Genomic DNA, 23,503 nt, shown 5'->3' on the forward strand with positions numbered 1-23,503 from the left:
CGGCGATCATCCGCGCGATGTACCGGATTCGCTCCTCCGCCCGATCCCCGGCATGCCGGCGATCCCTAGCGTCGAAGCCATGCACAGCACACCTTCCGGCGCCTCGTCCGCCGGCTCCCCCGTCGTCGCGCGCGTCGAGGCCCTCGCCAAGGCCTACGGGTCGGGGACCGGCCGTGTCACCGCCCTCGCCGACGTCTCCATCGGCATCCGCCGCGGGCAGTTCACCGCCATCATGGGCCCCAGCGGGTCCGGCAAGTCCACGCTCATGCACATCATGGCCGGGCTCGACTCCCCGACGAGCGGCCGAGCGTGGCTCGGTGACACCGAGATCAGCGCCCTCGGCGACACGGAGCTCACGGTCCTGCGCCGCCGTCGCGTCGGCTTCGTGTTCCAGGCCTTCAACCTCGTGCCCACGCTCGACGTCTCGGGCAACATCCTGCTGCCGTTCGAGCTGGACGGCCGGCGTCCCTCAAGTGAGGAGCAGGCCTGGATCGACCGGCTCGTCGACTCGCTGGGCCTGCGCGACCGGCTGCGCCACCGCCCGCACCAGCTCTCCGGCGGCCAGCAGCAGAGGGTGGCGATCGCCCGTGCGCTCGCGACCCGGCCGGATCTCGTCTTCGCCGATGAGCCGACCGGCAACCTCGACTCCCGGACCGGCCGCGAGGTGCTGGCCCTGCTCTCCGCCGCCAGCCAGGACTACGGGCAGAGCATCGCGATGGTGACCCACGACCCGGTGGCGGCGAGCTACGCGGACCGGATCCTGTTCCTCGCCGACGGCCGACTGGTCGAGGACCGGGGCCGGGCGAGCGCCGAGCAGATCTCCGCCTTCATGCTCGCCATGGAGCGTGCCGCGTGAGTCGGCTGAAGGACCACGCGCCGAGCGTGCTGGTCGCGGGGATCAGCGCCGCCTTCGGCGTCGCGCTGCTGCGGGTCACCGCGGTGATCGGCACCGCCGCCGCGGCCGACAGCGCGACCAGCGGGGAGACGGCGGGCCTGGTGCTCGGCGTCGTCGCGGCCGTGTTCATCGTCATCGCGATGTACGTCGCCGCCATCGTGACGGCCAACACGTTCTCGACGATCCTCGCGGGACGCACCCGCACCATCGCCCTGCGGCGCCTGCTCGGCTCGACGGCGTCCGCGGAGCGGCGGGCGGTCGCCGGCGAAGGTCTCGTCGTCGGGGTCGTCGGATCGCTGCTCGGGCTCGCCGTCGGGACCGCCGTCGCGGCGGGGCTCACCGCGCTCGCCGTCGCCCTCGGGCACCTTCCGGACCTCGACTACGGCGTCGTCGACGGCAGCGCCGCACTGCCGGTGATCGCGGTCGCGCTGACCACGTGGCTGGCGTCCTGGGTCGGCTCGCGGCGGGTGCTCGACGTCACGCCGATGCAGGCGCTCGGCGGCGCCCAGGAGCGGACAGGAGCGGAGGCGGCCGGGCGAGGCCGGCGGGCCACGGCGCTCGTGCTCGTGCTCGTGGGCCTCGGCCTCGTGGGGCTCGGGGTCGTCCTCGGGCTCATCAGTCCACTCGGGGTGCTCGTCGGACTGATCGGCGGGATCCTCTCCTTCACCGGCCTGGTGACGGGCTCCGCCTGGGTCATGCCGCCCGCCCTCCGGCTCGTCGGGCGCCTGTTCGGCGGGTCGGCGGCGGCGCGCCTGGCGGCGGAGAACGCCCTCCGCTACCCGGAGCGCAGCTCCCGCACCACCATCGGGCTCGTCATCGGGGTGACGCTCATCACGATGTTCGCGGTCGGCACCGAGAGCCTCGCGCAGATCATCCGGGCGATCGACGGCGGAAGCGGCGACCTCGACGCGATGCTCACGACGACGGTGACGGTGCTCTCGGTCCTGCTGGGATTCAGCGCGCTGATCGCGGCGATCGGGATGGTGAACAACCTGTTCCTGAGCGTCCTGCAGCGCACGCGCGAACTGGGACTGCTGCGTGCGCTCGGGTTCACAGCGGCGCAGATCCGCCGGATGATCCTCGCCGAGAGCGCTCAGCTGACGCTGGCCGCGCTTCTCGTCGGCGTCGCACTCGGCACGTTCTACGGCTGGGCGGGGGCGCAGGCGCTGCTCGGCTCGGTCAACGGAGCACCCGGCCTCGTGCTGCCCGGTATGCCGTGGCCGGTGCTCACGGCGCTCGCCGCCGGGAGCGCGCTGCTCACCTGGGTGGCCTCACTCGCCCCCTCGCGGCGCGCGACCCGCGTGAGTCCGATCGCCGCGCTCGCGGTGTCGTAGCCCGGATACGGAAAGAGCCGGCCGGAGAAGACTCCGGCCGGCTCGAGTCGTTTTCGAGGCGGAACTCAGCGCACGCGCGCGGAGTGCACGCCGACGCTGTGCCAGCGGTTGATCTGCTTGACCTGCCAGTGCATGGTCACGAGATCCCACAGGGCGCCGAGGCCGAAGACCCCGAAGGTGAGCAGCCACACGGTGCCCTTGACCGGCTTGCCGAGGTAGAAGTGCGGGATTCCGAACACGCCCACGAGCCCGAAGAGCATGAGGGCGTAGGCCCGGCCCGTCGAGACGGGCGGGAGGAAGGTGTCGAACGGGTGGTCCTGCTGGTTGGGATGGAACTTCAGCGGCGCGGGGGCATACGGCAGCGCGAGCGTCTGGGGCATCGGGTCTCCTTCTGACAGCTCAGCCAGCGTAACCGCCGATGATCAGGCGATCCCGTTCCAGGCCTCTCCGGAGGTCCCCCATATGGCGGACTCGACTTCGCGTTGACCCTCGACACGCGCGACTCGCAACACGAAGCGGCTCCTGACCAGGGACGTTATCGAACCGAGATCAGGCTCGAGGGCCAACCTCAACCTTCAACCTCAAGTTGAAGCGAATTGCGAAACGGAGGCGTAAGTCCCTTTCCAAGGGACCGTCGATGCGCTTCGGCGGCGCTACGGGGCGGGCGCCGCCGGGGGCTCGGGAACCATCTGCAGGCCTCCGGTGCTGTTCGCCGACATCATGAGCGCCTCGACCCAGGCGCGGTTGATGACCGGCGCACGGCTGCCGTCGAACTTGAACTGCAGCGGGATCGCGGGATGCACCCAGATCGTGCTGCGGCCGCCGTCGTTCTCGTGCGTCCACGACAGCGTGAACTTCTCGTCGCGGCGGAGCTTGGCGACGACTGCGAGCTTGAGGTGGGCGAGCAGGCGGTCTTCGACGTCGATGGAGGCGTCATGACCGTAGATGAGTTTTCCCATGAGATGTTCCCGAGGAAGAAGGACGTGGACCGAGGCCGAAAGGCGGAGCCCATGCTAGCGCGGCGCTCCCCCGCCTCAGGGACGGCGCGCGCTCCCGGAGGCAGGCGCGCTCGGGCACCGAGACACGGAAGAGAGGAATATATTCCCTATTGTCAGTGCCATTCAAGGCTTATCGTCCGGATAATCGCCGGGAATATCATCGAGGCCGATCCGGAGCGGTTTTCCGGTTCAGCGGGGAACCGCAGAAAGGAAAGCACGAATGAGCCTCGGAACCGGAATCGTCCTTTTCGTCATCGGCGCGATTCTGACATTCGCCACCGATATCCAGCTCGATTGGATCAACCTCGACGTGGTCGGCTACATCCTCATGATCGCCGGCATCGTCGGCATCATCCTGGGGCTGGTGGTGCTCCTGCGGCGCCGCGAGTCGGTCTCGACGACGAGGTCCGCAGTCGACCCCGTCAGCGGGGAGCGGATCACCCGCAGCACCTCGGACCGGGATCCCCTGGTCTGACCGCTCGAGAGGAAAGGCCCCGCCCGCACCCGCGGAGCGGGGCCTTTTCCCCGTTTCCCCGGAAAGCCGCCCTGACGGAATAGGAGTCGTCAGCGGGGGCAGACGAGCACCTGGGCGAGCTCCTCTCGCCGCGCGTCCCGATCGCGCGCGACGACGATGTCGGATCTCGGATAGGCGGTCCGCAGCGCGTTGAGCTCGGCGCCCCCGTTCCCGATCAGCTGCGCCCTGACCAGCTCGCACTCCGGCATCCCGTTCTCGATGACGTCGAGGATGCCGAGGAGCGTCACCCCCGGCCGGGCGAGCGACGGGATGTCGACGGTCGGAAGCGGCACGGCAGCCGGCCTGCCGGGCACGATCCCGCCGAGTACGACGAGGGAGCCGAACAGGGCGGCGGCGAGGATCGGCGAGTGGTCGGCCGGATGCGTGGAGCCACGCAGCATGCTGGGAAGCTAGCGTCGACGCCGCCTCCGGTGGAGGGCCTTCGGTCCCGTCAGACCGACATCCGCGTCATGCCACAGCAGGGGCAGACGAGGTAGTAGAGCGACTCCCCCAGCACGTCGAGCTCGAACGGGATCGCGCAGCGGGGGCACTGCACCCACACCGCGCCGATCGTGTCGTCGTGCTCGTCCTCGCGCACGCGACCAGTGTGGTGCCCGGAGCCCGTTCCGGCTAGTGCCGTTCCGCCCCGAACGGCAACGGGCGCCCGTCCCGGAGGACGAGCGCCCGCTCGCGGTGTTCGGGGAAGGATCAGCCGATCGCGGCGATCCGGCCCTCTCCGGCGGCCGGGTAGTCGGCAGCGCGCACCACGCCGCCGAGGTCGTCGACGAGGTAGGACTCGAACGCCTGCTGGTAGGTCACCGGCAGGACGGTGAACTCGACGCCCTTGAACGGGTAGCCGTCGCTGCCGCGCAGCAGGAAGTCGATCGTCGCAACCGAGATCGTGTCGAGTGCGCCGGTCGCCACCCCACCCGAGACGAGGACCGTCCCATCGTCGAGCACGAGGTCGACGATGCGGGAGCCGGCGGGCCGCGCCGGGTCGTAGCTGACCCGGTAGCCGGCCGCCTGCGCGAACGAGCCCGCAGGCTGCAGCACGCCGCCCGTGACGGCCGCGCTGAGACCGTGCTCGACGCCCGCGATGAACGTCTCGACCGGCATGGCGGGCGCGACGCCGACGAAGTTCGCGAACGGGAGCACCGTGTAGGTGTCGAGCGCGGTGATCGGGCCGACGGGGAGCACGCTGGCGTTGCGGATGCCACCGCCGTTCTGGAGAGCCACCACCGGGGCGGTCACCCCGGCTGCCGCGGCCTCACGCTGCCCGGCCGCGAGGAGGGCGTCCGTGGCGAGGTTCCCGAGGTTGGTCTCGCGGCTGCGCACGTCGTTGCGGATGCCGTTGAGCGGCACCTCGGACGTCGCGATCACCTGCCGGGCGAGGGAGTCCACGTAGGCCTGGACCGGCTGGACGACCTCGGCGTTCACCGCGGCGTCGGGCTCGACGGCGTCCGCGCCCTGCGCGACGACCGGCACCGGGCGGGACTGCGCGTCGTCGACGGAGAGGAGCTCGCCCTTGTCGTCGAAGTTGACGACGAGCCGTCCGACGTAGGTGTAGAGCGCGTTCGTCGTGACGACCGGAACCACGTCGCCGTCGGCGTCGGTCGGCGTCAGCGGGTAGGCGCCGTACGGCGTGACGCCGTTGGCGACGAGCGGGTCGCCCGCGCTCGCGAGCAGCTCGTGCCCCCCGCCGCCCACGATGACGTCGACCCCGCTCAGCTGCGCGGCGAGCGCCACCTCGTTGTCGATGTCCTGCAGGTGCGAGACGAGGATCACCTTGTCGACGCCCGCGTCGGCGTAGGCGGCGGCCTGGGCGTTCGCGATGGCGGCGAGGTCGGGGTCGACGGTCACCCCGCGCGAGCTCGTGAGGAGCGGCAGCTCCGGGGTGGTGAGGCCGATGATCCCGACCTTCTCGCCCTTGATCTTCTCGACGTGCGTCGTGACGATCGTGCCGTCCTCGACCTGGGCGAGCAGCCCGGGCTCGGACTCGAAGCCGAGGTTGCCGGACACGAAGGTGGTCGCGTCCCCGAGGTCGCTCAGGTAGTCGGCGAGGAAGTCCGGCGTCTGGTCGAAGTCGTGGTTGCCGAAGATCGACACGTCGAAGCCGGCCGCCGCGAACGCCGCGGCGTCGTAGGAGACCGACGAGTCGGAGTCGTCGCTGGCCGCGAGCTGCGGCCCGGGGAGGAAGTTGTCGCCGGCGGAGATGGTGATCACGCCGCGCTTGCCGGCCTGTCCGGCGCCCGGCTTGCCGGTCGTCGCCGCGGTCCGCTGCTGCTGCAGCAGCTCGACGAAGCGGTCGACGCCGCCGTAGGTCGAGCCGTCGGTCCCGGTGACCGGCAGGAGGGACGACTCGAGGTCGTTCGCGTGCAGGATCGTCAGGGTGAAGTCGGGCTTGGGCTCGCTCTTCTTGGGGGCCGCGGTGGCCGCGGCGGGCACCGAGCAGGCGACGAGGGCGGCCGTCGCGGTGACGGCGAGCGCGCCTCTGCGCAGGGAACTGGGGGACATGGATCTCCTCGGGAGGGGTCGGACGACGGCCACTTTCGCAACCGCGGGTTTCGGGGAGGTAACCAACCGGCGACGATCCTCCGACGCGGCGCGAGAGTAGAACGACCAGTCTGCATCGCCCGCTTAGGGTACGGAAGGTCCACACGCCAACCTCCCGGAAGGACTTCCTCCCGTGCTTCTCTCTCCGCCGAAGGCGCGCCTGCCGCGCTGCGGCCTCGCCGCCGGGGTGACCGCCTCGCTCGCGCTCGCCGCACTCCCGGCGCTCCCGGCCGCGGCCGCCGAACCCGCCACGCCGTTCCTCTCCGAACTGCACTACGACAACGCCGGGAGCGACTCCGGCGAGTTCGTCGAGGTGCAGCTTCCCGCCGGCACGAGCTCCGCCGGCCTCTCGGTCGTGCTCTACAACGGCAACGGCGGCGCGCCCTACCGGACTCAGTCCCTGCCCGCGCTCTCCGCGCCTGCGGACGGCGCGGCCGTCGTGGTGGTGGACGTTCCGGCCACTCCCGGCATCCAGAACGGCTCCCCCGACGGCGTGGCGCTCGTGGCCGCGGACGGCACTGTGCTCGAGTTCCTCTCCTACGAGGGAGTGCTGACGGCCGTCGGCGGTCCCGCCAACGGCCTGACGAGCGCGGACATCGGCGTGAGCGAGACGGGCACCGAGCCGGTGGGCCTCTCGCTCTCCCGCATCCTCGACACCACGACCGGTGCACTGGCCTGGCACGGCCCGGCCGCCTCGACGAAGGGGGCGGTCAACGCCGCCGCCGTCGCCGAGCCCGAGCCCGAGCCGGTCGCCGTGTGCGAGCTGCAGCCGACGCACGAGATCGGGGCCGTGCAGGGCACCGGCGCCGCCACGCCGCTCGCGGGGCGGCAGGTGACGCTCCGCGGCACGGTCGTCGCCGACCTGCCCGGCTACTCCGGGTTCTACCTGCAGGACACGGACGGCGACGGCGATCCCGTCACCTCCGACGGCGTCTTCGTCTACAGCGAGGTCGCGGTCGACCTCGGCGACACCGTCGCGGTGACGGGTCAGGCGCAGGAGTACAGCGGCCAGACGCAGATCAACTCGCGTTCCGACGTCGCGGTCTGCGCGGAGGGGAGCAGCACGTCGCTGCCCGCCCCGGCGGCGCTCGACCTGCCAGCCGATGACAGCGCGCGCGAGCGGCTCGAGGGCATGCTCGTCGCGCCCGCCGGCGCCCTCACCGTCAGCGAGGTCTACAACCTGACGAGCTACGGCGAGCTGACGCTGTCGGCGGGCGGTCTGCTGGTGCAGCCGACCGAGCTGGCGCGCCCCGGCACCGCCGAGGCGGAGGCGGTCGCGGCGTCGAACCTGCTGCGCCGGATCGTCCTCGACGACGGCGTCAGCGCCCGCGTGACGAACACGACCCGGCCCTACCTCTCCCCCGCGACGCCGGTCCGCGTCGGCGACGAGCTCGGGTTCACCGAGCCGGTCGTCCTCGGCTACGGCTTCGGCGACTGGCGCCTCCAGCCTGCGGACGGCACCGCCGCAGGGGTCTTCGCGGCGCAGAACACCCGGACCGCCACTCCGGAGAGCGTCGGCGGGGACGTGCAGGTGGGCGCGTTCAACGTGCTCAACTACTTCGTCACGCTGACCGGGCCCGACGCCCGCGGCGCGACGACCCCTGCGGAGTTCGAGGAGCAGGCGGGCAAGATCGTGCCCGCCATCGACGCCCTCGGCGCCGACGTCGTCACGCTCATGGAGATCGAGGACACCGACTCGTCCGGCTACTCCCCCGGCGACGCCGACGCAGCGCTCGCGGATCTCGTCGACCGGCTCGACGCCTACGCCGGCGCGGACGTCTGGAGCTACGTCCCGCTGCCCGACGAGCTCTACGAGGTCGACCGCGACGTGATCCGCAGCGCGATCATCTACCGGCACGATGCGGTTGTGCCGGTCGGCGACCCGGTGGGCCTCGTCGACGAGACGGTGTGGGCGAACGCCCGCGAGCCGATCGCGCAGAGCTTCACGAAGGACGGGGACCTGTTCACCGTCGTCGCCAACCACTTCAAGTCGAAGGGGTCCGCGCCGGCATCCGGCGAGAACGCCGACGCGGGCGACGGCCAGGGCGCCTGGAACGCCGACCGGGTCCGCCAGGCCCTCTCCCTCGCCGCGTTCACCGAGAACCTCCGGGAGTCGACGGGCGATGAGGACGTCCTGCTGCTCGGCGACTTCAACGCGTACACGCAGGAGGACCCGATCGAGGCGCTGCGCGAGGCGGGCTTCGTCGACCTCGGCGAGCTGCTCGACCCGGAGCGGTACAGCTACGTGTTCGACGACCTGTCCGGGTCGCTCGACCACGCGCTGGCCACCGGCGAGCTGGCCGAGAAGGTCACGGACCTCGTGCACTGGAACATCAACGCGGTCGAGTCGTTCGCGTACCAGTACACGGGCGACCCGGCGCTGTACGCGGCGAACCCCTACCGGTCGAGCGACCACGACCCGCTCGTGCTCGGCATCGACCTCGCCGAGCGCTGCGACGGGCTCGCCCCGACGATCGTCGGCACCGCCGGGGACGACGTGCTCCGCGGCACGAACGGCCGCGACGTCATCGTCGGCCTCGGCGGCGACGACGTCATCACGGGCGGTAACGGCGACGACGTGATCTGCGGCGGCGCCGGGAACGACCGGCTCGACGGCGCCAACGGCGTCGATGCCCTGCTGGGCGGCTCCGGTGACGATGTGCTGAGCGGCGGGAACGGCGCCGACCGCCTCGTCGGCGGCGCCGGCACGGACGTGCTCGACCAGGGCAGCGGCAAGGGCGCTGCCGAGCAGGAGGGCAGCGACTCCTGACGCACGAGCCGGGGCGGACCAGCGGTCCGCCCCGGCTCCTCACCCCGTTCGGCCGCCGAGTCCGGACAGGTCGGGCCGACCGCCGAGCCTGCCGACGGTGGACGTCGCCGCGGCCTTTCCGAGCGCGCCCGCCTCTTCCGGCCCCGCACCCTCGTCGAGGGCGGCGATGAGTCCCGCCACGAAAGCGTCCCCGGCGCCCGTCGGATCCACCACCTCGGCCGCCGAATGAGGGAAGAATCGGGAGCCGCCGCGCCACGCGACCAGGTCGCCGCGCCCGGGGACCGCGAGCGCGACGAGGTCCGGCCCTCGAGCGAGCAGCCGTCCAGCCGCCGCCTCGGCCACCTCGACCGACGTCAGCGCCGTGCCGGCCCACATCTCCGCCTCCGCCGAGTCGGCGCGCAGCACGTCGGCTCGGGCCAGCAGCTCCTCGGCCTCGCTCCCCTCCGCTCCGCCGTCGAGCACGACGCGGGCGTCCGGCGGCGCGAGCCGGACGGCAGCGAGCAGAGTGGCGAGCGGCTGCTGCAGCTGGAGGGAGAGCGTCGACGCTGATCCGATCGCCCCGGCCGCCCGGTCGAGGTCGGCGGCCACGATGAGGGCCTCGTCCGGCACATCCTCGAGCAGCCGCCGCGAGCCGCCCGCGCCCACGATGTCGACCATCAGGGCCGTGCGTCCCCGCAGCGTCACCCCCTCGACGTCCAAGCCGCTGGCGCGCCCGTCCGTGAGCACCATGCGCCCGGCATCGTCGTCCCCGACCACGCCGACGAGCACGACGTCCCGGCCGAGCTGGCTCAGGCCGACCGCCTGGTTGGCGCCCTTGCCGCCGAGCCGCTCGATCCGCTCGAGCACGGGCGCGCTCGCGCCGTCCGCCGGCAGGCAGTCCACCCGGAGCACGAGATCCCGTGCCACCTGTCCCACGACCACGATCCGACCGATCCCCATCCCGCAGGGCTATCACACGAGGGTGAGGTTGGCGCGAGAGGGGTAGGCGAGGACGACGGGCCGCGCCAGGGACCTTGGCCCCTAGGGCCCTCGACGAGGCCGGCGGGAGGGTGGGCCCACCCGAAGCCGCAAGGAGCAGAACCGTGCTGAAGATCCTCATCGTCTACGAATCCATGTTCGGATCGACCCGTTCCGTCGCGGAAGCCGTCGAACGAGGTGCGAGATCCGTCGTCGGCAACCGCGTCGCGGTGGCGCTCCGCCGCGTCGGCGACGTGCAGCCGGAGGAGGTCTCGGACGTCGACGTGCTCGTCGTCGGAGCCCCCACGCACGCCCACTCCCTGAGCCGGCCGGAGTCGAGGGCGGAGGCCGCCAAGTGGGCGCGCGATCCGGCCCGGCAGCTGACCCTCGAGCCGGACGCACGCGAGGAGGGCATCCGGGAGTTCCTCGCGACCCTGCACCCGACGGATGCCGCGTTCGTGGCCTTCGACACCCGCGTCGACGCCCCCGAGCTGTTCACCGGATCGGCGGCGAGGGCCATCCGGAAGCGCCTGCTCAAGAAGGGGCTCGAACCCCTGCTGCCGTCGGAGTCCTTCCTCGTGACCACGGAGGGACGCCTCGTCGACGGCGAGGATACGCGCGCCGAGCACCTGGGCCGCGCGCTCGTCGAGGAGGCGCGGCAGACCTTCCCCGCGACCGGGGCGATGGCGGGCGCCTGAGCCGCACCGCACCCGCCCGCGACGGCCCGCCGCTCGTCAGCCGTGTGCTGCGCGAGCGCGCTGCGCAACCTCGCCCAGCTTCCGCTCGAGGCGCGCGAACGCGTCCCCGCGGTGGCCGGTGAGATGCTCGACGGCGCCGAGCGCCGTGATGGCGACATCGAGCAGCTCCTCGATCACCTCGTCGCGCCCGTGTGTGACGCCCTTGCGCGGGTTCTGTCCCGTCATGCCGACGAGCGCCGCGACGGCCTCCCCGTGCTCCTCCGCGATCTTCGCGACCCGCCCCCACAGCTGGGCCTCCGGGTCGCGGTGCGCGTTGCCCGCGTCGATCCACTCGGACAGGGCGACGAGGTTCTGCTGAGCGGTGGGGCGTTCGGCCGGAGGGGTCATCCGGCCATGGTTCCAGGTGTCGCCACCGCGCGCGCCAGGGGGACCTTGTCCCCTCCCTCCGGTTCCCGGCCGACGGTGTGATCGAGCGGACGCGGCGCCGCGTCGAAGGACGACAGGATCGAGGACGCCGTGGTCACCACCCCCACCGACCAAGGCCCGCGGCGCACCCTGCCACTGCCGGTGAAGCTCCTCCTCTTCGCCGGCCTGCCGATCCTCTTCGTCGCGATGATCGTCGCCGCGGTCGCCGCAGCGGTGCCGCTGCTGTCGGGCACCAGCGTCGACCTCGACTACCGCGCGCCGGCCGCCCCGGCCGTGCGAGTCAGCGTGCCGGACGCCCGGCTCGACTTCGTTCCCGCCGACGGGGACGAGGTCCTCGTTCGGGTGACCGGACGGCACACCGGGCCGGCGCCGGAGCTCCGAGTCGCCACCGTCGGCGACGAGACGCTGATCGAAGGCGGCTGCCCGCGGCAGTGGTTCACCATCTGCACGCTCCGGGTGAGGGTCGCGCTGCCGGCCGACGCCGACCTCAGCGTCACCGGGACCAACGGGGCCATCTCGGTCGAGGGTCACACGGGCGAGCTGGACCTCGGGACGACCAACGGCCGGATCGAGTTGGACGGCGTCTCCGGCCCGGTCACGGCGGTCACCACCAACGGGGACGTCCGGCTCGCCGACGGCGCGAGCGAGCGGGTGTCCGCACGCACCACGAACGGCGGTGTCGAACTGCACTTCGCCGCAGCGCCGCTGGTCGTCGAGGCGCGGAGCACCAACGGCGGGATCGGCATCCGGCTGCCCGATGACGGGGAGTCCTACTTCCTCGACGCCCAGACCACGAACGGCGGCGTCGGCGGGGACGTGGAGAGCGACCGCCGCGCCGACCGGACCGTCACGGCCCGGACGACGAACGGCGGGATCACGATCGACTGGGCCGACTGAGCCCGGGTCAGCGGCGGCGCCGGTGCCGGCCGGTCCAGGCCAGGTAGGTGCTCATCGTCGCGAGCACGCCCATGCCCGCGCCCACCAGGGGCGCCTGCCAGGAGCCCCATCGGGTGGGGTTGGCGGCCATGATCTGACCGATCCCGCGCAGGAGCGCGCTCGCGATCACCGCGACGACGAGGCGCTGGCCGACCCTCTCCATGCGGCTGACCAGAGGATCGAGCTCGGAGGCGCGCAGGTGCACGTCCACGCCGCCGGCCTCGAGGATCTCGCTCACCCGGCGCAGCTGCTCCGGCAGCTCGCCGACGAGGGCGATGACGTCGGCGCGGGAGTCGGTGATGCGGTTCAGCAGTGCGCGCGTCGAGAGCCGCTGTGCGGCGAGCCGCCGCGCGTACGGGCCGAGCACGGTGCCGAGCTCGAAGTCCGGGTCGAGGCGGGTGCCGATGCCCTCGACGGTGGTCACCATCTTGACGAGCAGGGTGATCTCTCGCGGCAGGCGGAGGCGGTGCCGCCGGAGCACCGAGAGGACCGCGAAGCTGAGCCGGCCGACCTGGACCTCGCCGAGCGACCGTCCGCGGTACAGGTCGATCACGGGCACGAGGTCCGCGGCGAGCGCCGTCGGGTCGGGACTGCGCCGCGAGGTGCCGAGGCGGAGCAGGGCGCCGGCGAGGCGGCGCGGATCCTTCTGCACGAGGGCGAGCAGCACCCGCGCGAGGCGGTCGCGCAGCTCGTCGTCGAGCTCGCCGACCATGCCGAAGTCGATGAGGCCGATCCGCCCGTCCGCCTCGATGAAGAGGTTGCCCGGATGGGGGTCGGCGTGGAAGAAGCCGTCCTCGAACACCATGCGCGCGGCGAGGTCGGCGGCCCGCTCCGCGACGCGGCGCGGCGGCAGCCCGGCCGCCTCGAGGCCGGCGAGGTCGTTGACGCTGATGCCACGGATCCGCTCGAGCGTCAGCACCTCCTTGGTGCTCGTCTCCCAGTACACCTTGGGGATGTGCAGGCTCCGGTCCGACGCGAAGTCGGCGGCGAAGCGCTCCGCGTTGCGGCCCTCCCGCTCGTAGTCGAGCTCGGCCCGCAGGCTCGACGCGAACTCCCCGGCGATGCCCTTGAGGTCGTAGTCGGCCGCGGCGCCCCACACCCGGTCGGCCCGCGCCGCCAGCGTCTGGATGATCTGGAGGTCCTCTTCGACCTTCTCGAGCACGCCGGGACGGCGGATCTTCACGATCACCTCGGTCCCGTCCAGCAGCCGCGCGGCGTGGGCCTGCCCGATCGAGGCGCTCGCGAGGGGCGTGGCGTCGAACTCGGCGAACACCTCGGCCGCCGGGCGACCCAGCTCTCGCTCGAGGACCTCCTGAACGACGTAGTCCGGCACTCCGGGCGCCGCGTCCTGCAGCTTCCTCAGCTCGTCCATGTAGGCGGGAGGCAGCAGCTCGGGGCGGGTGGAGAGGATCTGGCCCAGCTTGATGAAGGTGGGCCCGAGCTCCTCGAGCGCCAGCCGGAGGTGCTCGGGGTCCGTGTAGGGCCGTTCCCCCGCCCGCTGGCCCTCCCAGCGGGTCAGTCGCGGGAAGCGCTGGTCGAGACCGGAGACGGCGAGCAGGAAGCCGAGGCTGTGCCGGGCGAGGACCTGGGCGATCTGCCGGTACCGGTCACCGTGCCGGGCCACGCTCTGAGCCTTCCCGCATGTCCTCATCCTGCCAGGAGGACGCCCTCCCGCGACGGGCCCTGGGGAAGAGATCGCTCGCCTCCCCTTCCCGTGACGAAGGTCCTACCCTCGGGAAGCGGCAGGCGCATACGTTCCTACCGCCGCATGGCCCCGACGAAGGAGAGACGCGATGGCGCGGAATCTGGCGAAGCTGAACCCGTTCGACGAGCTGATGGGGGTGGGACGGCAGTTCTTCGAGGACGGCATCATGGGCTCGGTCCGCGCCCTCAAGCTGCCGACCACTGACGTCTACACCGAGGACGACAAGCGCCTCGTGGTCGAGGCGCATCTCGGCGACTTCGAGGAGCAGGACATCTCGGTCGACCTCGACAAGAACGTCCTCGTCATCCAGGCGGAGCGGCGCGAGCGCGAGGAGGACAAGTCCAAGAAGTACGTCGTCCGGGAGAGCAGCACCAGCTTCTACCGGCGGGTCGCGCTGCCCGAGCAGGCCGACGAGGCCGCGATCGAGGCGCGCTTCGAGAACGGCATCCTCAAGGTGACGGTCCCGTTCCGCGACTCGCCCTCCCCGAAGCGGATCCCCATCGGCGGCGTCGGCTCCGCTCAGGGCGCCGGAACCGGATCAGGAGCGACCGGGGAGGCGGGCGGAGCCGACAGCGCGAGCGCCGCACCGGCGGAGCGCGACTAGGCGGACAGCCGGCGGCCGGCGCCGCCCGCCGCAACCGGCAGGGGTCCACGGCCTCCCACCTGCCGCCGATCGGCCGCGCCTAGGATCGGGCCGTGGAGCTGCTGCTGGGCATAGTGGGAGCGGGGGTCCTGCTCGTCGGACTGGGGGTCGCCGGCGCGGTCGCGCTCCGCTCACGCGGTCGGAGAGCCCCCGTCCGAGCTGCGGCGCCCGCGCAGAGCAGGGGCGTCCCCGCGACGCCGGACGCGGCCGGCGAGCTGGAGCGCGCCGCCGGCTCCGCGCTCGTCCGCACCGACGAGCGGATCCGCCTCGCCGAGGACGAGCTCGGGTTCGCGATCGCCGAACTGGGTGAGTCGGCTGCCGCAGACCTCCGGACCGCGCTGAAGCGGGCGAAGCAGCGGCTGAGCGACGCCTTCCACCTCAACCAGCTGCTCAGCGACGCCGTCCCCGACACGGAGACGCAGCGCGCCGAATGGAACGAACGCATCGTGTCGCTCTGCCGCTCCGCGGACTCGGCCCTCCAGGAGCAGCACCGGGCGCTGACCGAGCGACGCGACACGATGCGCCGCGTCCCCGCCGAGATCGAGCGGGTGCGCGGCGAGCTCGCGCGGGTGCGCGGGCTGCTCCCCGGCGCGGCCGCGACGCTCCCCCGCCTCGCCGCAACCTACTCCGAACAGGCCCTCGCCCCGATCGCCGCCAATCCCGAGCAGGCCGAGCAGCTGATCAGGTTCGCCGACCGCAGCCTGGAGCTGGCGGAGTCCCGATCGGCGACCAGGCCCGGCGAGGCGGACGCCGCGGTGCGCGCCGCGGCGGAGACCGCGCAGCGGGCGGAGGCGCTCATCGCCGCGGTCGAGCGGTTCGAGGTCGAGGCGCTGCAGGCCGAGTCGACTCTCGCCGCGATGGTCGCCGAGTCGCATGCCGAGCTCGCCGAGGCCCGTCGCCTGCCGGAGGCGGAGCGCCGAGGCCGGATCGGCGCCGCCATCGCGGCGCTCGAGCAGGCCCTCGCCGCCCTGCCGCCCGCGGGCGAGCGCCGGGATCCGGTCGGTTCGCTCACCGCCATCCGCGGGGCGAACGAAGCGCTCGACGACGCGGTCGCCGAGCGGGTGGAGCGCGCCGAGCGCCGGAACCGTCTGCGCACCCAGTTCGTCACCGCGATCGACGACGCCGAGCGGCAGATCGCGACCGCCCGCCAGCTCATCACCGACTACCGCGCACCGGTCGGCCCGGATGCCCGCACCCGCCTCGCCGAGGCGGAGCGGGAGCTCGCGACGATGACGGACGAGCGCGAGCCGGAGCCCGCGCTCGCCCGCGCCCGGCGGGCGGCCTCCCTCGCCGCGGAGGCGGCGGCGCTCGCCCGCGCGGACCTCGAGGCCGGCTACGCCGGCTGGGGCTCCCCGTCCCGCGGCCGGAGCACGGCAGCGCCGCAGGTGCTCGGCGGCGTCCTCGGCGGCCTCGCCATCGGGGGCCTCCTCGACGACATCGGCGACCTGGGCGGTCTCGGCGACCTCTTCGACTGAGGCCGGTCAGGCCGGGGAGGACGCTCCCGGAACGCGGCGCGCATGCTGTGCGGGGCGGGCGCCGAGCTCGGGCCCGTACCGCTTCAGCAGGACGAGCGCGATCGCCCACGGCAGCACCCCGTAGGCGACCTGCGCCGGGTAGCTGCCCGACGAGAGCACGAGGTAGGACTGCACCCAGTTCCCGAACCCGTGCAGCACGAGAATCCAGAACAGGCTCTCGCCCGTCCCGTTGAAGATCCACGTGATCACGAGCGTCCAGCCGACCGCGCCGAACGTGAGGCCGAGGACGGTGGCGATCGCCATCGGCACGGTGAGCTGTCCGAGCAGCAGCGGCGGCAGCAGGTTCGACGGGAGATGCCACAGCCCCCACGCGAGGCCGAGGATCCAGCTCGCGCGCTCGGCCGTGTGGCGGCGCTGCAGCACCGGCAGTGCGTAGCCGCGCCAGCCGATCTCCTCCGCGACGGCCGTGAAGACGAGCAGGTGCAGCAGGAACGGGAGGGCGAGCGCGAACGGCACGAGCGGCGCGTAGTCGAACGGCGCGAACCCGCTCGCGACGTAGCCGAGAAGCAGGGCGGCGACCGACAGGGCGACCGGGATCAGGAGCACGGCGACCACGAAGCGCGGAGGGACGCGCACCCTCGCGAGGCGGCGCCCGAGGTCGCGGAAGCCCTCCCGCCCCTGGGCGAGCGCGATCACGATGAGCCCGGCCACGGTCGGGCCGAACGAGAACGAGAACAGCAGGAAGATCCCGAGGAAGGCGGGATCCGCCCTCCCGAGGAACGCGTCCGTGAAGTGGACCACGTTGGCCTCGTTAGTGAGGCGCTCGCCCCGGCGATCCGCGTACACGTAGGCGGGGATCTGGATCGACCACGTGATGGCGTAGGCGAGGACGAAGAACAGCGGGATCTGGACGCGCCGGATCATGCGCGCATGGTGTCGCCCGCATCCCTCGCCCGGGTAGGGACGTTGGCCCCCCTCCGGCGGGCGGCCCTTCTCGGGCACCGGAGCGTGCCGTCGCCTAGCGTGGACGCATGCAGCCGGGCACCTACCGCCACTACAAGGGGAACCTCTACGAGGTGCTGGGCGTCGCCCGCCACTCGGAGACGGAGGAGCAGCTGGTCGTCTACCGCGCTCTCTACGGCGAGGGCGGGCTGTGGGTACGGCCGCTCGCCATGTTCCAGGAGCCGGTCCCGGTGGACGGCGGCCTGGTGCCGAGGTTCGCTCCGCTCGACTGACGCGGCCCGGGCAGCCCGCGTCCTCAGGCGGCGGAACCGCCTCCCCGGCGGGCACGCAGCCGGTCGAGCGCCACGGCGCCGAGCGCGCCCACCGCCAGCGCGAGCAGGAGCGGCGGGAGCACCAGCTCCGGCATGCCCGACGCCATCAGGAAGACCCCTGCCGCGTAGTCGAGCATCTCGGCGGGATACGGCGCGAGCACCCGGGTTCCCGCGGCGGCGCTCACCGCAGTGATCGCGGCCGACCCCAGCCAGAGCAGCAGCAGGGCGGAGGCCGCGGCGAGGACCCGCCCGACCGAGCGGAATCCGCACCACGCGATGGCGGCGCCGACGAGGAGCGCCGGCACCCAGCGAGTTCCGGCGAGCAGCCATGCGGAGGCCGGGCTCTGCAGCGATCCGAACGGCGCGACGAGCGAGTTCGCCCAGATGCCGGCGGCAAGTGCCGCCGTCGCGAACGCGACCGTCGCGCCGGGCCGCGCCGATCGTCCGGCCAGCAGCAGCACGACGACTCCGATCGCGATCGAGAGGATGACCACGGCGACCAGGGCGGCGAGGTAGAGGACCGCTCGGGTGCTCTGCTCCTGTCCATCGGCCACGACGAGCGCCGACTGCGTGCCGGCGCCGCCCTGCACGAGCAGAACGCCGACCGCGATCGCCGCGAGGTCGCCGCGACCGCGCCGGGCCGCGGTGGCGCGCGCGACGAGGCCGGCGATCGCGGCACCGGTCATGAGGAGCCCGGCCAGCAGGGTGACGGCGTACTGGCTGAAGGGCAGCAGCGCGATCGGCATCTCGTCCGGCAGCGCCGCCATCGCCCAGAGGTTCTGGAGGGGCAGCCGCATCCCGGATCCGATCCACGGCAGCAGCCCGAGGATCGCCGCCCCGGCTCCGATCCCGAAGGACGCGAGGAGCCCGAGCCGCCTCGCCGGCCGGTCCTCCGCGGACGCCTCGCGCTCCACCGCCGCCGCTGGCGTGCCCGGTGCTGCGGATCCGTAGCCTGCGTCGTCCACCCGCGTCCCCTCCCCCGAATCGGCTCATCCTGGCAGACGGGCGAGCTCCGGGGGTCCACCCCGGAGGGCCCGCGTTTCGCAGGGGACCCCGGAAGTCCGGGAGGATTGCGGTCGGGCATCCCGCCCGCCGGGAAGGACGATCAGCGTGACAGTGGACTCCGAGCGGGCCGACTCGACTTTCGCCGCCGATGGCGACGGCGGCAGCGAGACAGTGCTCGGCCTGATCGCCGCCCCCGGGAAGCCGGCGCAGCTGGTCGCCGCCCTGCGGGACGAGCTCCGCGCCGCCCTCGAGGCGCGCGTCCCCGGCGTCGCGTGGCGGATCGAGGTCGTCGAGGACTCGCTCGTCGATCCCCAGGCGAGCGGGACGGAGCTCGTCGGTCGCGCCCGCGAGGAGCTGCTCGACCGCGATTGGGACATCGCGGTGTGCCTCACCGACCTGCCGCTCCGGATCGCCCGCCGGCCCGTCCTGGCGCACGCGAGCCCGGTGCACGGCGTCGGCGTCATCAGCGTGCCCGCACTCGGTGCGGTCGCCGTGCATCGGAAGGCGCAGGACCGCGTCCTCCGGCTCGTCGACGCCCTGCTGGGTGAGTCCGAGGAGGTGGGCTCCTCGGCCGGACCGGGGCGCCAGCGCCGGATGGCCCAGCGGGCGCGGGACCTCGCGCGGGACACGGAGGACGGGGACGCCTCCGGTCTCGTGCTGACGAGTCGGGTACTCACCGGGGACCTGCGGCTGCTCGCGGGCATGGTGCGCGCGAACCGGCCGTGGCGGCTGGCGGCGCGGCTGTCCCGCGCCCTCACGGGCGCGGTCGCCACCGGCGTGCTGGCGCTCGTCACCTCGGACATCTGGCGGCTCGGCGCCTCACTCGACGGGGCCCGCCTGACGCTCGTCGCGCTCGCCGCGGTCGGGGCGATCAGCGCCACGCTGATCGTGGGTGCCGGGCTGTGGGAGCGGGCCCGCCACCGGGGCGTGCGCCACCAGGTCGTCCTCTTCAACCTCGCGACGACGATCACCGTCGCGATCGGGGTGCTCACGCTCTACGCCGCACTGCTCGTGCTCGCTCTGCTCGCCGCGTTCCTGCTGGTCACCCCGGAGGTGCTCGGCGACGTGCTGGAGCGCCCGGTCGGGACCGGCGACTACGTGCGGCTGGCCTGGCTCGCCGCCTCTCTCGCGACCCTCGGCGGCGCACTCGGCGCGGGGCTGGAGTCCGACGAGGCGGTGCACGAGGCGGCGTACACCCACCGCGCCGGCGACCGAAGCGGCTCGGGTCCGGACGTCGCGGACGACTGAGCCGCCCTTCCGGCGACGACGTGCGCGGAGCATGATGAGCCGATGAGCGACGCAGCGGGAACGACCGGGTCGACGGGTGTCATGGAGCTGTCCGCGGACGACTGCTGGGACTTCCTGCGCAGCCAGCAGGTCGGCAGGCTCGCCGTGAGCGTCGGCGGAGTCCCCGACATCTTCCCGGTGAACTACGCCGTCGCCGACCTGACGATCCTCTTCCGAACGGCATCGGGCACGAAGCTGATGGAGCTGGCCGCCAACCGGTCCGTGGCCTTCGAGGCGGACCGCTGGAATGTCGCGGAGGGGGTCAGCGTGGTCATCCGAGGGCGGGCGCACGTGCTGGAAGGAGCGGAGGCGGAGGACCTCTCCTACGTCGACCTCGCGACGTGGGCGCCCGGTGAGAAGCCGACGCTGGTCCAGATCCGGCCGGCCGCCGTGAGCGGGCGGCGCCTCACGCTCAAAAAGCGGTAGGGGCGCCTCGGCTCGTTCGCCGGCTGGTCCGAGCCCTGCCCGGTCGAGGCGGCGGCGTCCCCGGCTCCCTAGCCGTCGAGCCCGAGCTGCCGGGTGAAGTCCTCGCTGTCGAAGTAGAAGTGGTGGCGCGTGATGACGCCGCCCTCGACCACCGCGATGTCGCAGCTGCGCACCCGGACCGAGCGACCGGTCGGCGGTATCGAGTCGCCGGACGGCGTTCGGAGGGGCCCGGTGTGCACGCCGGTCAGGTAGCCCTCGTCGATCGCGACGTTCCCGTCCTCGTACTGCGCCGACGACTCGTACCCGCCGTCCGGGAACGCCTCGCCCCACACCGAGAGCCAGCGGACGACGGCGTCTCGGCCGCGGAGCTCGCCGGAATCCGGCGTCACCGCCACCGCGTCCTCGGCGTAGCAGGCGCGGACCGCCTCCAGGTCGTTCGCCTCGAGTGCGGCAGTGGCGCGGTCCGCCACCTCACGTGCGATCCCCATGGTCACCCTCCTTCGTCCCAGGCAGCGCGCCGCCCTGAGGCAGCCGGTCCAGTGAAGCGCCGCCGTCGCAGCGGCGACACGGGCTTCGGTCCCGCAGGAGGGCAGCGGCGACGACGGGGCGGGCGTGTCAGCCCCGAGGACGCCCGGTTCCGCTCTCGGCTTCGCCCCATCAGGACCGAAAGGCGGCCATCATCGGTGCATGGGTCCCCGCGTACGTTCCGCCTCGTCGCTGACGGGGATCAGCGCCGTCCTCGGCGGATCGCTCTGGGTGGGGCACACCATCCTCCTCGCCGTGCGTCCTCTGGGGTGTGTCGGTCAGGCCTGCTTCGAGGGGGCTCGACGTCACCGCGAGAGCGAGGACATCGCCGGGCTGCTCCTCGTCTCTGTTCTGCTGCTCGCGGTGAGCGTGGCGGCTGCCCTCCGCGAGGATGGCCGCCTCGGACGATTCCGGCTGGCCTCGCTGGTGCTGCTCGTGCTCGGGGCCGCGCTGCTCGCTCTCGGTATCGCCGTGAACCGCGGCTCGTCGGACGGCGCGACGCTCTGGTGGCTCCACGACTCGGACACCCTCGGGCGCATAGTGCCGGTGCTCGGAACGCTGATGGCCGGAATCGCGATGCTCCGCGACGGCACACCGCGCTGGCTGCCGGCACTGTTCCTCCTGGCGGCGGCAGCCTCGTTCGGCGTCAACATCCAGGACGAGCGCGCACTGCTGGGCCTGCCCGTCGGTGTCGCGTGGGCGGCTCTCGGCGCGCACGTGCTCCTGGTCGGCAGGCCCTCCGCTGCCGCGCCGCCGAAGCTGCCGACCGGCGCCGGACCGGTCTCTCGTCGCTGATCCTCGGCTCCCGGCGCGCGCTCTTCCGGTGGCCTGTTCAGCCGACCTCGTCGCCCATCTTCACCTGGTCGGCGAACATCACGTCCGGCCGCCCTACTGCGAGGGTGCCGAGGATGCGCTGCACCTCCGGGTTGTTCATCCATGCCTGAAACTGCTCGGCGCTCTCCCACTCGTCGACGACGATCAGCTCGCCGTCCGAGGCGTACGTACGATGCCGAAGCACGCCTTCCGGCTGACCCGCCCGTTGCAGAGCTGCGAGCATCTCCGGGTCGTCGGCGTACCGCTGCGCGAGCTCCTCCGGGTCCCCCTCCACACGGGCCCTCATGATCACCAGCGTCGTCATCGTCGCCCCTCTCATCGCCGGACTGCCGGTCGGCACTCCGGCAGCCAAAGTAGACCTGGCGGACGACAGAGCGACCGGGGCATAGGTCCCGGGACGCTCACATCGGCGCACCCGGGCCGCGGCGCCCCGGCGCCGTTCGACGCCCTCCCCGGAGTCGCCCTACGGAGTTCGACGTGCCGGTCGGACAGGATCCGCCGAGGCGCACATACAAGAAGAACCCCCTGGGGAAGCCAGGGGGTTCTCGTGGTGGGCGATACTGGGATCGAACCAGTGACCTCTTCCGTGTCAGGGAAGCGCGCTACCGCTGCGCCAATCGCCCGCGTTCGCGGAGATGCTCCGCGGCCGAGGTGGAGACGGGATTCGAACCCGCGTATACGGCTTTGCAGGCCGCTGCCTCGCCTCTCGGCCACTCCACCGTACGTGGATCTCGAAGATGTCCCACTCGAGCGGATGACGAGATTCGAACTCGCGACCCTCACCTTGGCAAGGTGATGCGCTACCACTGCGCCACATCCGCATTTCAGTGCCGCTCTCGCGGCCGCCTCAACGACTCTAACCGATTGGATACCCGGTCGCCAAACCGAGCGCGGAGTGTGACGACTCTCACCCGTTCGCGACGCGAACGTGGCGCGGAGCGGTGCCCGAGGTGTGGCAAGATTGACGGGCGCGGGCGATTGGCGCAGTTGGTAGCGCGCTTCCTTCACACGGAAGAGGTCATCGGTTCGAGTCCGGTATCGCCCACCAGAACCCCCGGTCTTCCGGGGGTTTTCCTGTTCCCGGGCTGGACAGCGAGACGCGCCGGATCAGGCGTGACGCCGCCCGACGCCGTGCATCGCCTTGCCGGCGAGGAAGGCGACGAACGACACGGTGCCCGCGAGCACGACCGCGCCGATGCACAGCGCGGTGGCCGTGACACCGGCCCAGAGGAGGTCGGGCAGGGCTTCGAACAGTGGGTCGCTCATGGCGGCCCCTCCTCTCCGACGGGTGGTTCGGACGGCTGGGTAGACAGAGAGTTCCACCCGCGTGGTCCAGGGGCCATCCCTTGCAGGTAACGGATCGGCGTCGATTGCGCGAACAGGCTTTGCCGGACGTCGGCGACAGTCCGGAAACCGATTCCCCGAGGGACCTTGGTCCCAAGCCGCTGTCAGGGGGCGCCTGCAATGCTGGAGGACAGGGGGCGACTTCGCGGGCTCGCGAACTCGTGGGGCGTCTCCTGGTTTCGACCCCGACGAGACAGGACTTCAACGATGCAGCCCGCTCCCACGCCCATCCCGTTCCGCCGCCCGCTCGCTCGCGGGCACCTCACGGCGGTGCCCCTCTCCGACACCGAGTGGCGCGTCAGCGACGACCGCCTCGCGGCCGACGACGGCCGCTCCGTGATCGGGTTCGTGACCCGCACCCACGGGGTCTACGAGGTCGTCGAGTTCGGCGACCCCGTCCGGTTCTTCCTGGAGGCGACGCTCGAGGCGGCGCTGCGCCACCTCGCCGAGACGATGCCGACGGACCAGGAGGCCGTGGTGACCGAGCTGGCCTCCCGCCGGCCGCGCCCGATCCCCCACGCCGTCTAGGTGCCAGGCCGGTAGGTCGGTTCCGCCGTCAAGCTGCCGAGCGACGAGAGGCGCCAGCAGGCACGGCGCCCCCTCAGTCCCGGCGAGACCTGGGCCGACACGGCACGTCCTCAGCTGAAGGCGCTCCCCCGCCTTCAGCAGGCACTCAAGGGCCTCAGCAGGCAGAACAGCGCCGTTTATGCCTGCTGAACAGGGTCTGTTCCTGCTGGAGGCAGCGAGAGGCAGTACAACCGCGCCGTCGAGGCGGCCCAGCCAGGACGTCGGTTCCGCCGTCAAGCTGCCGAGCGACGAGAGGCGTCGGCAGACACGGCGAAGCCCTCACCAGGCACGGCGAGACGCCAGCAGGCACGGCGAAGCCCTCAACAGGCACGGCGAG

General features: G+C 72.6%; 26 protein-coding genes and 4 tRNA genes. 14 read left to right on the forward strand and 16 right to left on the reverse strand.

Annotated features, from left to right (window positions below):
• The first annotated feature begins 79 nt into the window (after positions 1–79).
• Positions 80–856, forward strand: a complete 777-nt coding sequence (locus J3P36_RS02705; protein WP_210505714.1) for an ABC transporter ATP-binding protein — start codon at positions 80–82, stop codon at positions 854–856.
• Positions 853–2,229, forward strand: coding sequence for an ABC transporter permease (locus J3P36_RS02710; protein ID WP_210505715.1), 1,377 nt, complete (start codon positions 853–855; stop codon positions 2,227–2,229). The genes J3P36_RS02705 and J3P36_RS02710 overlap by 4 nt, the downstream gene beginning before the upstream one ends.
• Positions 2,230–2,294: 65 nt before the next feature.
• Here the strand turns inward: J3P36_RS02710 and J3P36_RS02715 are convergent, their stop codons facing one another.
• Positions 2,295–2,609, reverse strand: a complete 315-nt coding sequence (locus J3P36_RS02715; RefSeq protein ID WP_210505716.1) for a TM2 domain-containing protein — start codon at positions 2,607–2,609, stop codon at positions 2,295–2,297.
• 273 nt (positions 2,610–2,882) lie between these two features.
• On the reverse strand, positions 2,883–3,188 hold the full coding sequence (locus J3P36_RS02720) for a hypothetical protein (RefSeq protein WP_210505717.1): 306 nt from the start codon (positions 3,186–3,188) through the stop codon (positions 2,883–2,885).
• A 259-nt stretch (positions 3,189–3,447) separates the two neighbouring features.
• Between J3P36_RS02720 and J3P36_RS02725 the strand changes: the two genes are divergently transcribed.
• Positions 3,448–3,702 (forward strand): DUF6458 family protein, encoded by a 255-nt coding sequence (locus tag J3P36_RS02725; protein WP_210505718.1) that lies wholly within the window; start codon positions 3,448–3,450, stop codon positions 3,700–3,702.
• Between the two features lie 89 nt (positions 3,703–3,791).
• Here the strand turns inward: J3P36_RS02725 and J3P36_RS02730 are convergent, their stop codons facing one another.
• From J3P36_RS02730 to J3P36_RS02740, 3 genes are all read right to left on the reverse strand, one after another.
• Positions 3,792–4,142 carry a hypothetical protein gene (locus J3P36_RS02730; RefSeq protein ID WP_210505719.1) on the reverse strand — a complete coding sequence of 117 codons (351 nt, stop codon included), beginning with the start codon at positions 4,140–4,142 and terminating at the stop codon, positions 3,792–3,794.
• 50 nt (positions 4,143–4,192) lie between these two features.
• Entirely contained in the window at positions 4,193–4,339 is a 147-nt protein-coding gene (locus J3P36_RS02735) for a hypothetical protein (protein ID WP_210505720.1), read from the reverse strand.
• 110 nt (positions 4,340–4,449) lie between these two features.
• Positions 4,450–6,255 (reverse strand): bifunctional UDP-sugar hydrolase/5'-nucleotidase, encoded by a 1,806-nt coding sequence (locus J3P36_RS02740; protein ID WP_210505721.1) that lies wholly within the window; start codon positions 6,253–6,255, stop codon positions 4,450–4,452.
• A 172-nt stretch (positions 6,256–6,427) separates the two neighbouring features.
• Between J3P36_RS02740 and J3P36_RS02745 the strand changes: the two genes are divergently transcribed.
• Positions 6,428–9,064 (forward strand): ExeM/NucH family extracellular endonuclease, encoded by a 2,637-nt coding sequence (locus J3P36_RS02745; protein WP_210505722.1) that lies wholly within the window; start codon positions 6,428–6,430, stop codon positions 9,062–9,064.
• A 39-nt stretch (positions 9,065–9,103) separates the two neighbouring features.
• Here the strand turns inward: J3P36_RS02745 and J3P36_RS02750 are convergent, their stop codons facing one another.
• The gene (locus J3P36_RS02750; protein WP_246854118.1) at positions 9,104–10,003 is read right to left on the reverse strand and encodes a PfkB family carbohydrate kinase; all 900 of its coding nucleotides are present in this window, start codon (positions 10,001–10,003) and stop codon (positions 9,104–9,106) included.
• 143 nt (positions 10,004–10,146) lie between these two features.
• On the opposite strand from J3P36_RS02750, the gene J3P36_RS02755 reads away from it, so the two are divergent.
• Positions 10,147–10,719: a hypothetical protein gene (locus J3P36_RS02755; protein ID WP_210505723.1), complete on the forward strand. Its 573-nt coding sequence runs from the start codon at positions 10,147–10,149 to the stop codon at positions 10,717–10,719.
• Between the two features lie 36 nt (positions 10,720–10,755).
• On the opposite strand, the gene J3P36_RS02760 is transcribed toward J3P36_RS02755, so the two are convergent.
• A complete protein-coding gene (locus tag J3P36_RS02760) occupies positions 10,756–11,106 on the reverse strand; it encodes a MazG-like family protein (RefSeq protein WP_210505724.1) in 351 nt (116 codons plus the stop codon).
• Positions 11,107–11,235: 129 nt separating this feature from the next.
• Here J3P36_RS02760 and J3P36_RS02765 point away from each other — a divergent pair, with 129 nt between their 5' ends.
• On the forward strand, positions 11,236–12,042 hold the full coding sequence (locus J3P36_RS02765; RefSeq protein ID WP_210505725.1) for a DUF4097 family beta strand repeat-containing protein: 807 nt from the start codon (positions 11,236–11,238) through the stop codon (positions 12,040–12,042).
• A gap of 7 nt (positions 12,043–12,049) precedes the next feature.
• On the opposite strand, the gene J3P36_RS02770 is transcribed toward J3P36_RS02765, so the two are convergent.
• The gene (locus J3P36_RS02770; protein WP_307806922.1) at positions 12,050–13,705 is read right to left on the reverse strand and encodes an AarF/ABC1/UbiB kinase family protein; all 1,656 of its coding nucleotides are present in this window, start codon (positions 13,703–13,705) and stop codon (positions 12,050–12,052) included.
• A gap of 169 nt (positions 13,706–13,874) precedes the next feature.
• Here J3P36_RS02770 and J3P36_RS02775 point away from each other — a divergent pair, with 169 nt between their 5' ends.
• Both J3P36_RS02775 and J3P36_RS02780 read left to right on the forward strand, forming a co-directional pair.
• Positions 13,875–14,390, forward strand: a complete 516-nt coding sequence (locus J3P36_RS02775) for an Hsp20/alpha crystallin family protein (RefSeq protein WP_210505727.1) — start codon at positions 13,875–13,877, stop codon at positions 14,388–14,390.
• 92 nt (positions 14,391–14,482) lie between these two features.
• Positions 14,483–15,904, forward strand: a complete 1,422-nt coding sequence (locus J3P36_RS02780) for a hypothetical protein (RefSeq protein ID WP_210505728.1) — start codon at positions 14,483–14,485, stop codon at positions 15,902–15,904.
• Positions 15,905–15,910: 6 nt separating this feature from the next.
• Here the strand turns inward: J3P36_RS02780 and J3P36_RS02785 are convergent, their stop codons facing one another.
• Positions 15,911–16,828, reverse strand: coding sequence for a CPBP family intramembrane glutamic endopeptidase (locus J3P36_RS02785; protein WP_210505729.1), 918 nt, complete (start codon positions 16,826–16,828; stop codon positions 15,911–15,913).
• Positions 16,829–16,935: 107 nt separating this feature from the next.
• Between J3P36_RS02785 and J3P36_RS02790 the strand changes: the two genes are divergently transcribed.
• Positions 16,936–17,139: a DUF1653 domain-containing protein gene (locus J3P36_RS02790; protein ID WP_210505730.1), complete on the forward strand. Its 204-nt coding sequence runs from the start codon at positions 16,936–16,938 to the stop codon at positions 17,137–17,139.
• 23 nt (positions 17,140–17,162) lie between these two features.
• Here J3P36_RS02790 and J3P36_RS02795 read toward each other — a convergent pair whose 3' ends face one another.
• Positions 17,163–18,143 (reverse strand): hypothetical protein, encoded by a 981-nt coding sequence (locus tag J3P36_RS02795; protein WP_210505731.1) that lies wholly within the window; start codon positions 18,141–18,143, stop codon positions 17,163–17,165.
• 145 nt (positions 18,144–18,288) lie between these two features.
• On the opposite strand from J3P36_RS02795, the gene J3P36_RS02800 reads away from it, so the two are divergent.
• Positions 18,289–19,431, forward strand: coding sequence for a hypothetical protein (locus J3P36_RS02800; RefSeq protein ID WP_307806923.1), 1,143 nt, complete (start codon positions 18,289–18,291; stop codon positions 19,429–19,431).
• Positions 19,432–19,473: 42 nt separating this feature from the next.
• Positions 19,474–19,896, forward strand: a complete 423-nt coding sequence (locus J3P36_RS02805) for a pyridoxamine 5'-phosphate oxidase family protein (RefSeq protein WP_210505732.1) — start codon at positions 19,474–19,476, stop codon at positions 19,894–19,896.
• A 68-nt stretch (positions 19,897–19,964) separates the two neighbouring features.
• Here J3P36_RS02805 and J3P36_RS02810 read toward each other — a convergent pair whose 3' ends face one another.
• Positions 19,965–20,384, reverse strand: coding sequence for an ester cyclase (locus J3P36_RS02810; protein ID WP_210505733.1), 420 nt, complete (start codon positions 20,382–20,384; stop codon positions 19,965–19,967).
• Between the two features lie 199 nt (positions 20,385–20,583).
• Here J3P36_RS02810 and J3P36_RS02815 point away from each other — a divergent pair, with 199 nt between their 5' ends.
• A complete protein-coding gene (locus J3P36_RS02815) occupies positions 20,584–21,216 on the forward strand; it encodes a hypothetical protein (protein ID WP_210505734.1) in 633 nt (210 codons plus the stop codon).
• A 37-nt stretch (positions 21,217–21,253) separates the two neighbouring features.
• On the opposite strand, the gene J3P36_RS02820 is transcribed toward J3P36_RS02815, so the two are convergent.
• From J3P36_RS02820 to J3P36_RS02835, 4 genes are all read right to left on the reverse strand, one after another.
• Positions 21,254–21,559: an antibiotic biosynthesis monooxygenase gene (locus tag J3P36_RS02820; RefSeq protein ID WP_210505735.1), complete on the reverse strand. Its 306-nt coding sequence runs from the start codon at positions 21,557–21,559 to the stop codon at positions 21,254–21,256.
• 244 nt (positions 21,560–21,803) lie between these two features.
• Positions 21,804–21,878 (reverse strand) — tRNA-Val (locus J3P36_RS02825).
• Positions 21,879–21,904: 26 nt separating this feature from the next.
• Positions 21,905–21,975, reverse strand: a tRNA-Cys gene (locus tag J3P36_RS02830).
• A 29-nt stretch (positions 21,976–22,004) separates the two neighbouring features.
• Positions 22,005–22,076, reverse strand: a tRNA-Gly gene (locus J3P36_RS02835).
• 151 nt (positions 22,077–22,227) lie between these two features.
• Between J3P36_RS02835 and J3P36_RS02840 the strand changes: the two genes are divergently transcribed.
• Positions 22,228–22,303: transfer RNA gene (locus J3P36_RS02840), tRNA-Val, on the forward strand.
• A gap of 59 nt (positions 22,304–22,362) precedes the next feature.
• Here J3P36_RS02840 and J3P36_RS02845 read toward each other — a convergent pair.
• A complete protein-coding gene (locus J3P36_RS02845; protein ID WP_210505736.1) occupies positions 22,363–22,521 on the reverse strand; it encodes a hypothetical protein in 159 nt (52 codons plus the stop codon).
• 285 nt (positions 22,522–22,806) lie between these two features.
• Here J3P36_RS02845 and J3P36_RS02850 point away from each other — a divergent pair, with 285 nt between their 5' ends.
• On the forward strand, positions 22,807–23,127 hold the full coding sequence (locus J3P36_RS02850) for a hypothetical protein (RefSeq protein WP_210505737.1): 321 nt from the start codon (positions 22,807–22,809) through the stop codon (positions 23,125–23,127).
• The last annotated feature ends 376 nt before the right edge of the window (positions 23,128–23,503 follow it).

This window comes from Naasia sp. SYSU D00057, assembly GCF_017916505.1.
GTDB lineage: Bacteria > Actinomycetota > Actinomycetes > Actinomycetales > Microbacteriaceae > Naasia.

Coding starts and splice junctions, on each gene's coding strand:
- J3P36_RS02705 (WP_210505714.1), top strand. CDS start 80: ATGCACAGCACACCTTCCGGCGCCTCGTCCGCCGGCTCCCCCGTCGTC.
- J3P36_RS02715 (WP_210505716.1), bottom strand. CDS start 2,609: ATGCCCCAGACGCTCGCGCTGCCGTATGCCCCCGCGCCGCTGAAGTTC.
- J3P36_RS02720 (WP_210505717.1), bottom strand. CDS start 3,188: ATGGGAAAACTCATCTACGGTCATGACGCCTCCATCGACGTCGAAGAC.
- J3P36_RS02725 (WP_210505718.1), top strand. CDS start 3,448: ATGAGCCTCGGAACCGGAATCGTCCTTTTCGTCATCGGCGCGATTCTG.
- J3P36_RS02730 (WP_210505719.1), bottom strand. CDS start 4,142: ATGCTGCGTGGCTCCACGCATCCGGCCGACCACTCGCCGATCCTCGCC.
- J3P36_RS02740 (WP_210505721.1), bottom strand. CDS start 6,255: ATGTCCCCCAGTTCCCTGCGCAGAGGCGCGCTCGCCGTCACCGCGACG.
- J3P36_RS02750 (WP_246854118.1), bottom strand. CDS start 10,003: ATGGGGATCGGTCGGATCGTGGTCGTGGGACAGGTGGCACGGGATCTC.
- J3P36_RS02760 (WP_210505724.1), bottom strand. CDS start 11,106: ATGACCCCTCCGGCCGAACGCCCCACCGCTCAGCAGAACCTCGTCGCC.
- J3P36_RS02775 (WP_210505727.1), top strand. CDS start 13,875: ATGGCGCGGAATCTGGCGAAGCTGAACCCGTTCGACGAGCTGATGGGG.
- J3P36_RS02785 (WP_210505729.1), bottom strand. CDS start 16,828: ATGATCCGGCGCGTCCAGATCCCGCTGTTCTTCGTCCTCGCCTACGCC.
- J3P36_RS02790 (WP_210505730.1), top strand. CDS start 16,936: ATGCAGCCGGGCACCTACCGCCACTACAAGGGGAACCTCTACGAGGTG.
- J3P36_RS02805 (WP_210505732.1), top strand. CDS start 19,474: ATGAGCGACGCAGCGGGAACGACCGGGTCGACGGGTGTCATGGAGCTG.
- J3P36_RS02810 (WP_210505733.1), bottom strand. CDS start 20,384: ATGGGGATCGCACGTGAGGTGGCGGACCGCGCCACTGCCGCACTCGAG.
- J3P36_RS02815 (WP_210505734.1), top strand. CDS start 20,584: ATGGGTCCCCGCGTACGTTCCGCCTCGTCGCTGACGGGGATCAGCGCC.
- J3P36_RS02820 (WP_210505735.1), bottom strand. CDS start 21,559: ATGACGACGCTGGTGATCATGAGGGCCCGTGTGGAGGGGGACCCGGAG.
- J3P36_RS02845 (WP_210505736.1), bottom strand. CDS start 22,521: ATGAGCGACCCACTGTTCGAAGCCCTGCCCGACCTCCTCTGGGCCGGT.
- J3P36_RS02850 (WP_210505737.1), top strand. CDS start 22,807: ATGCAGCCCGCTCCCACGCCCATCCCGTTCCGCCGCCCGCTCGCTCGC.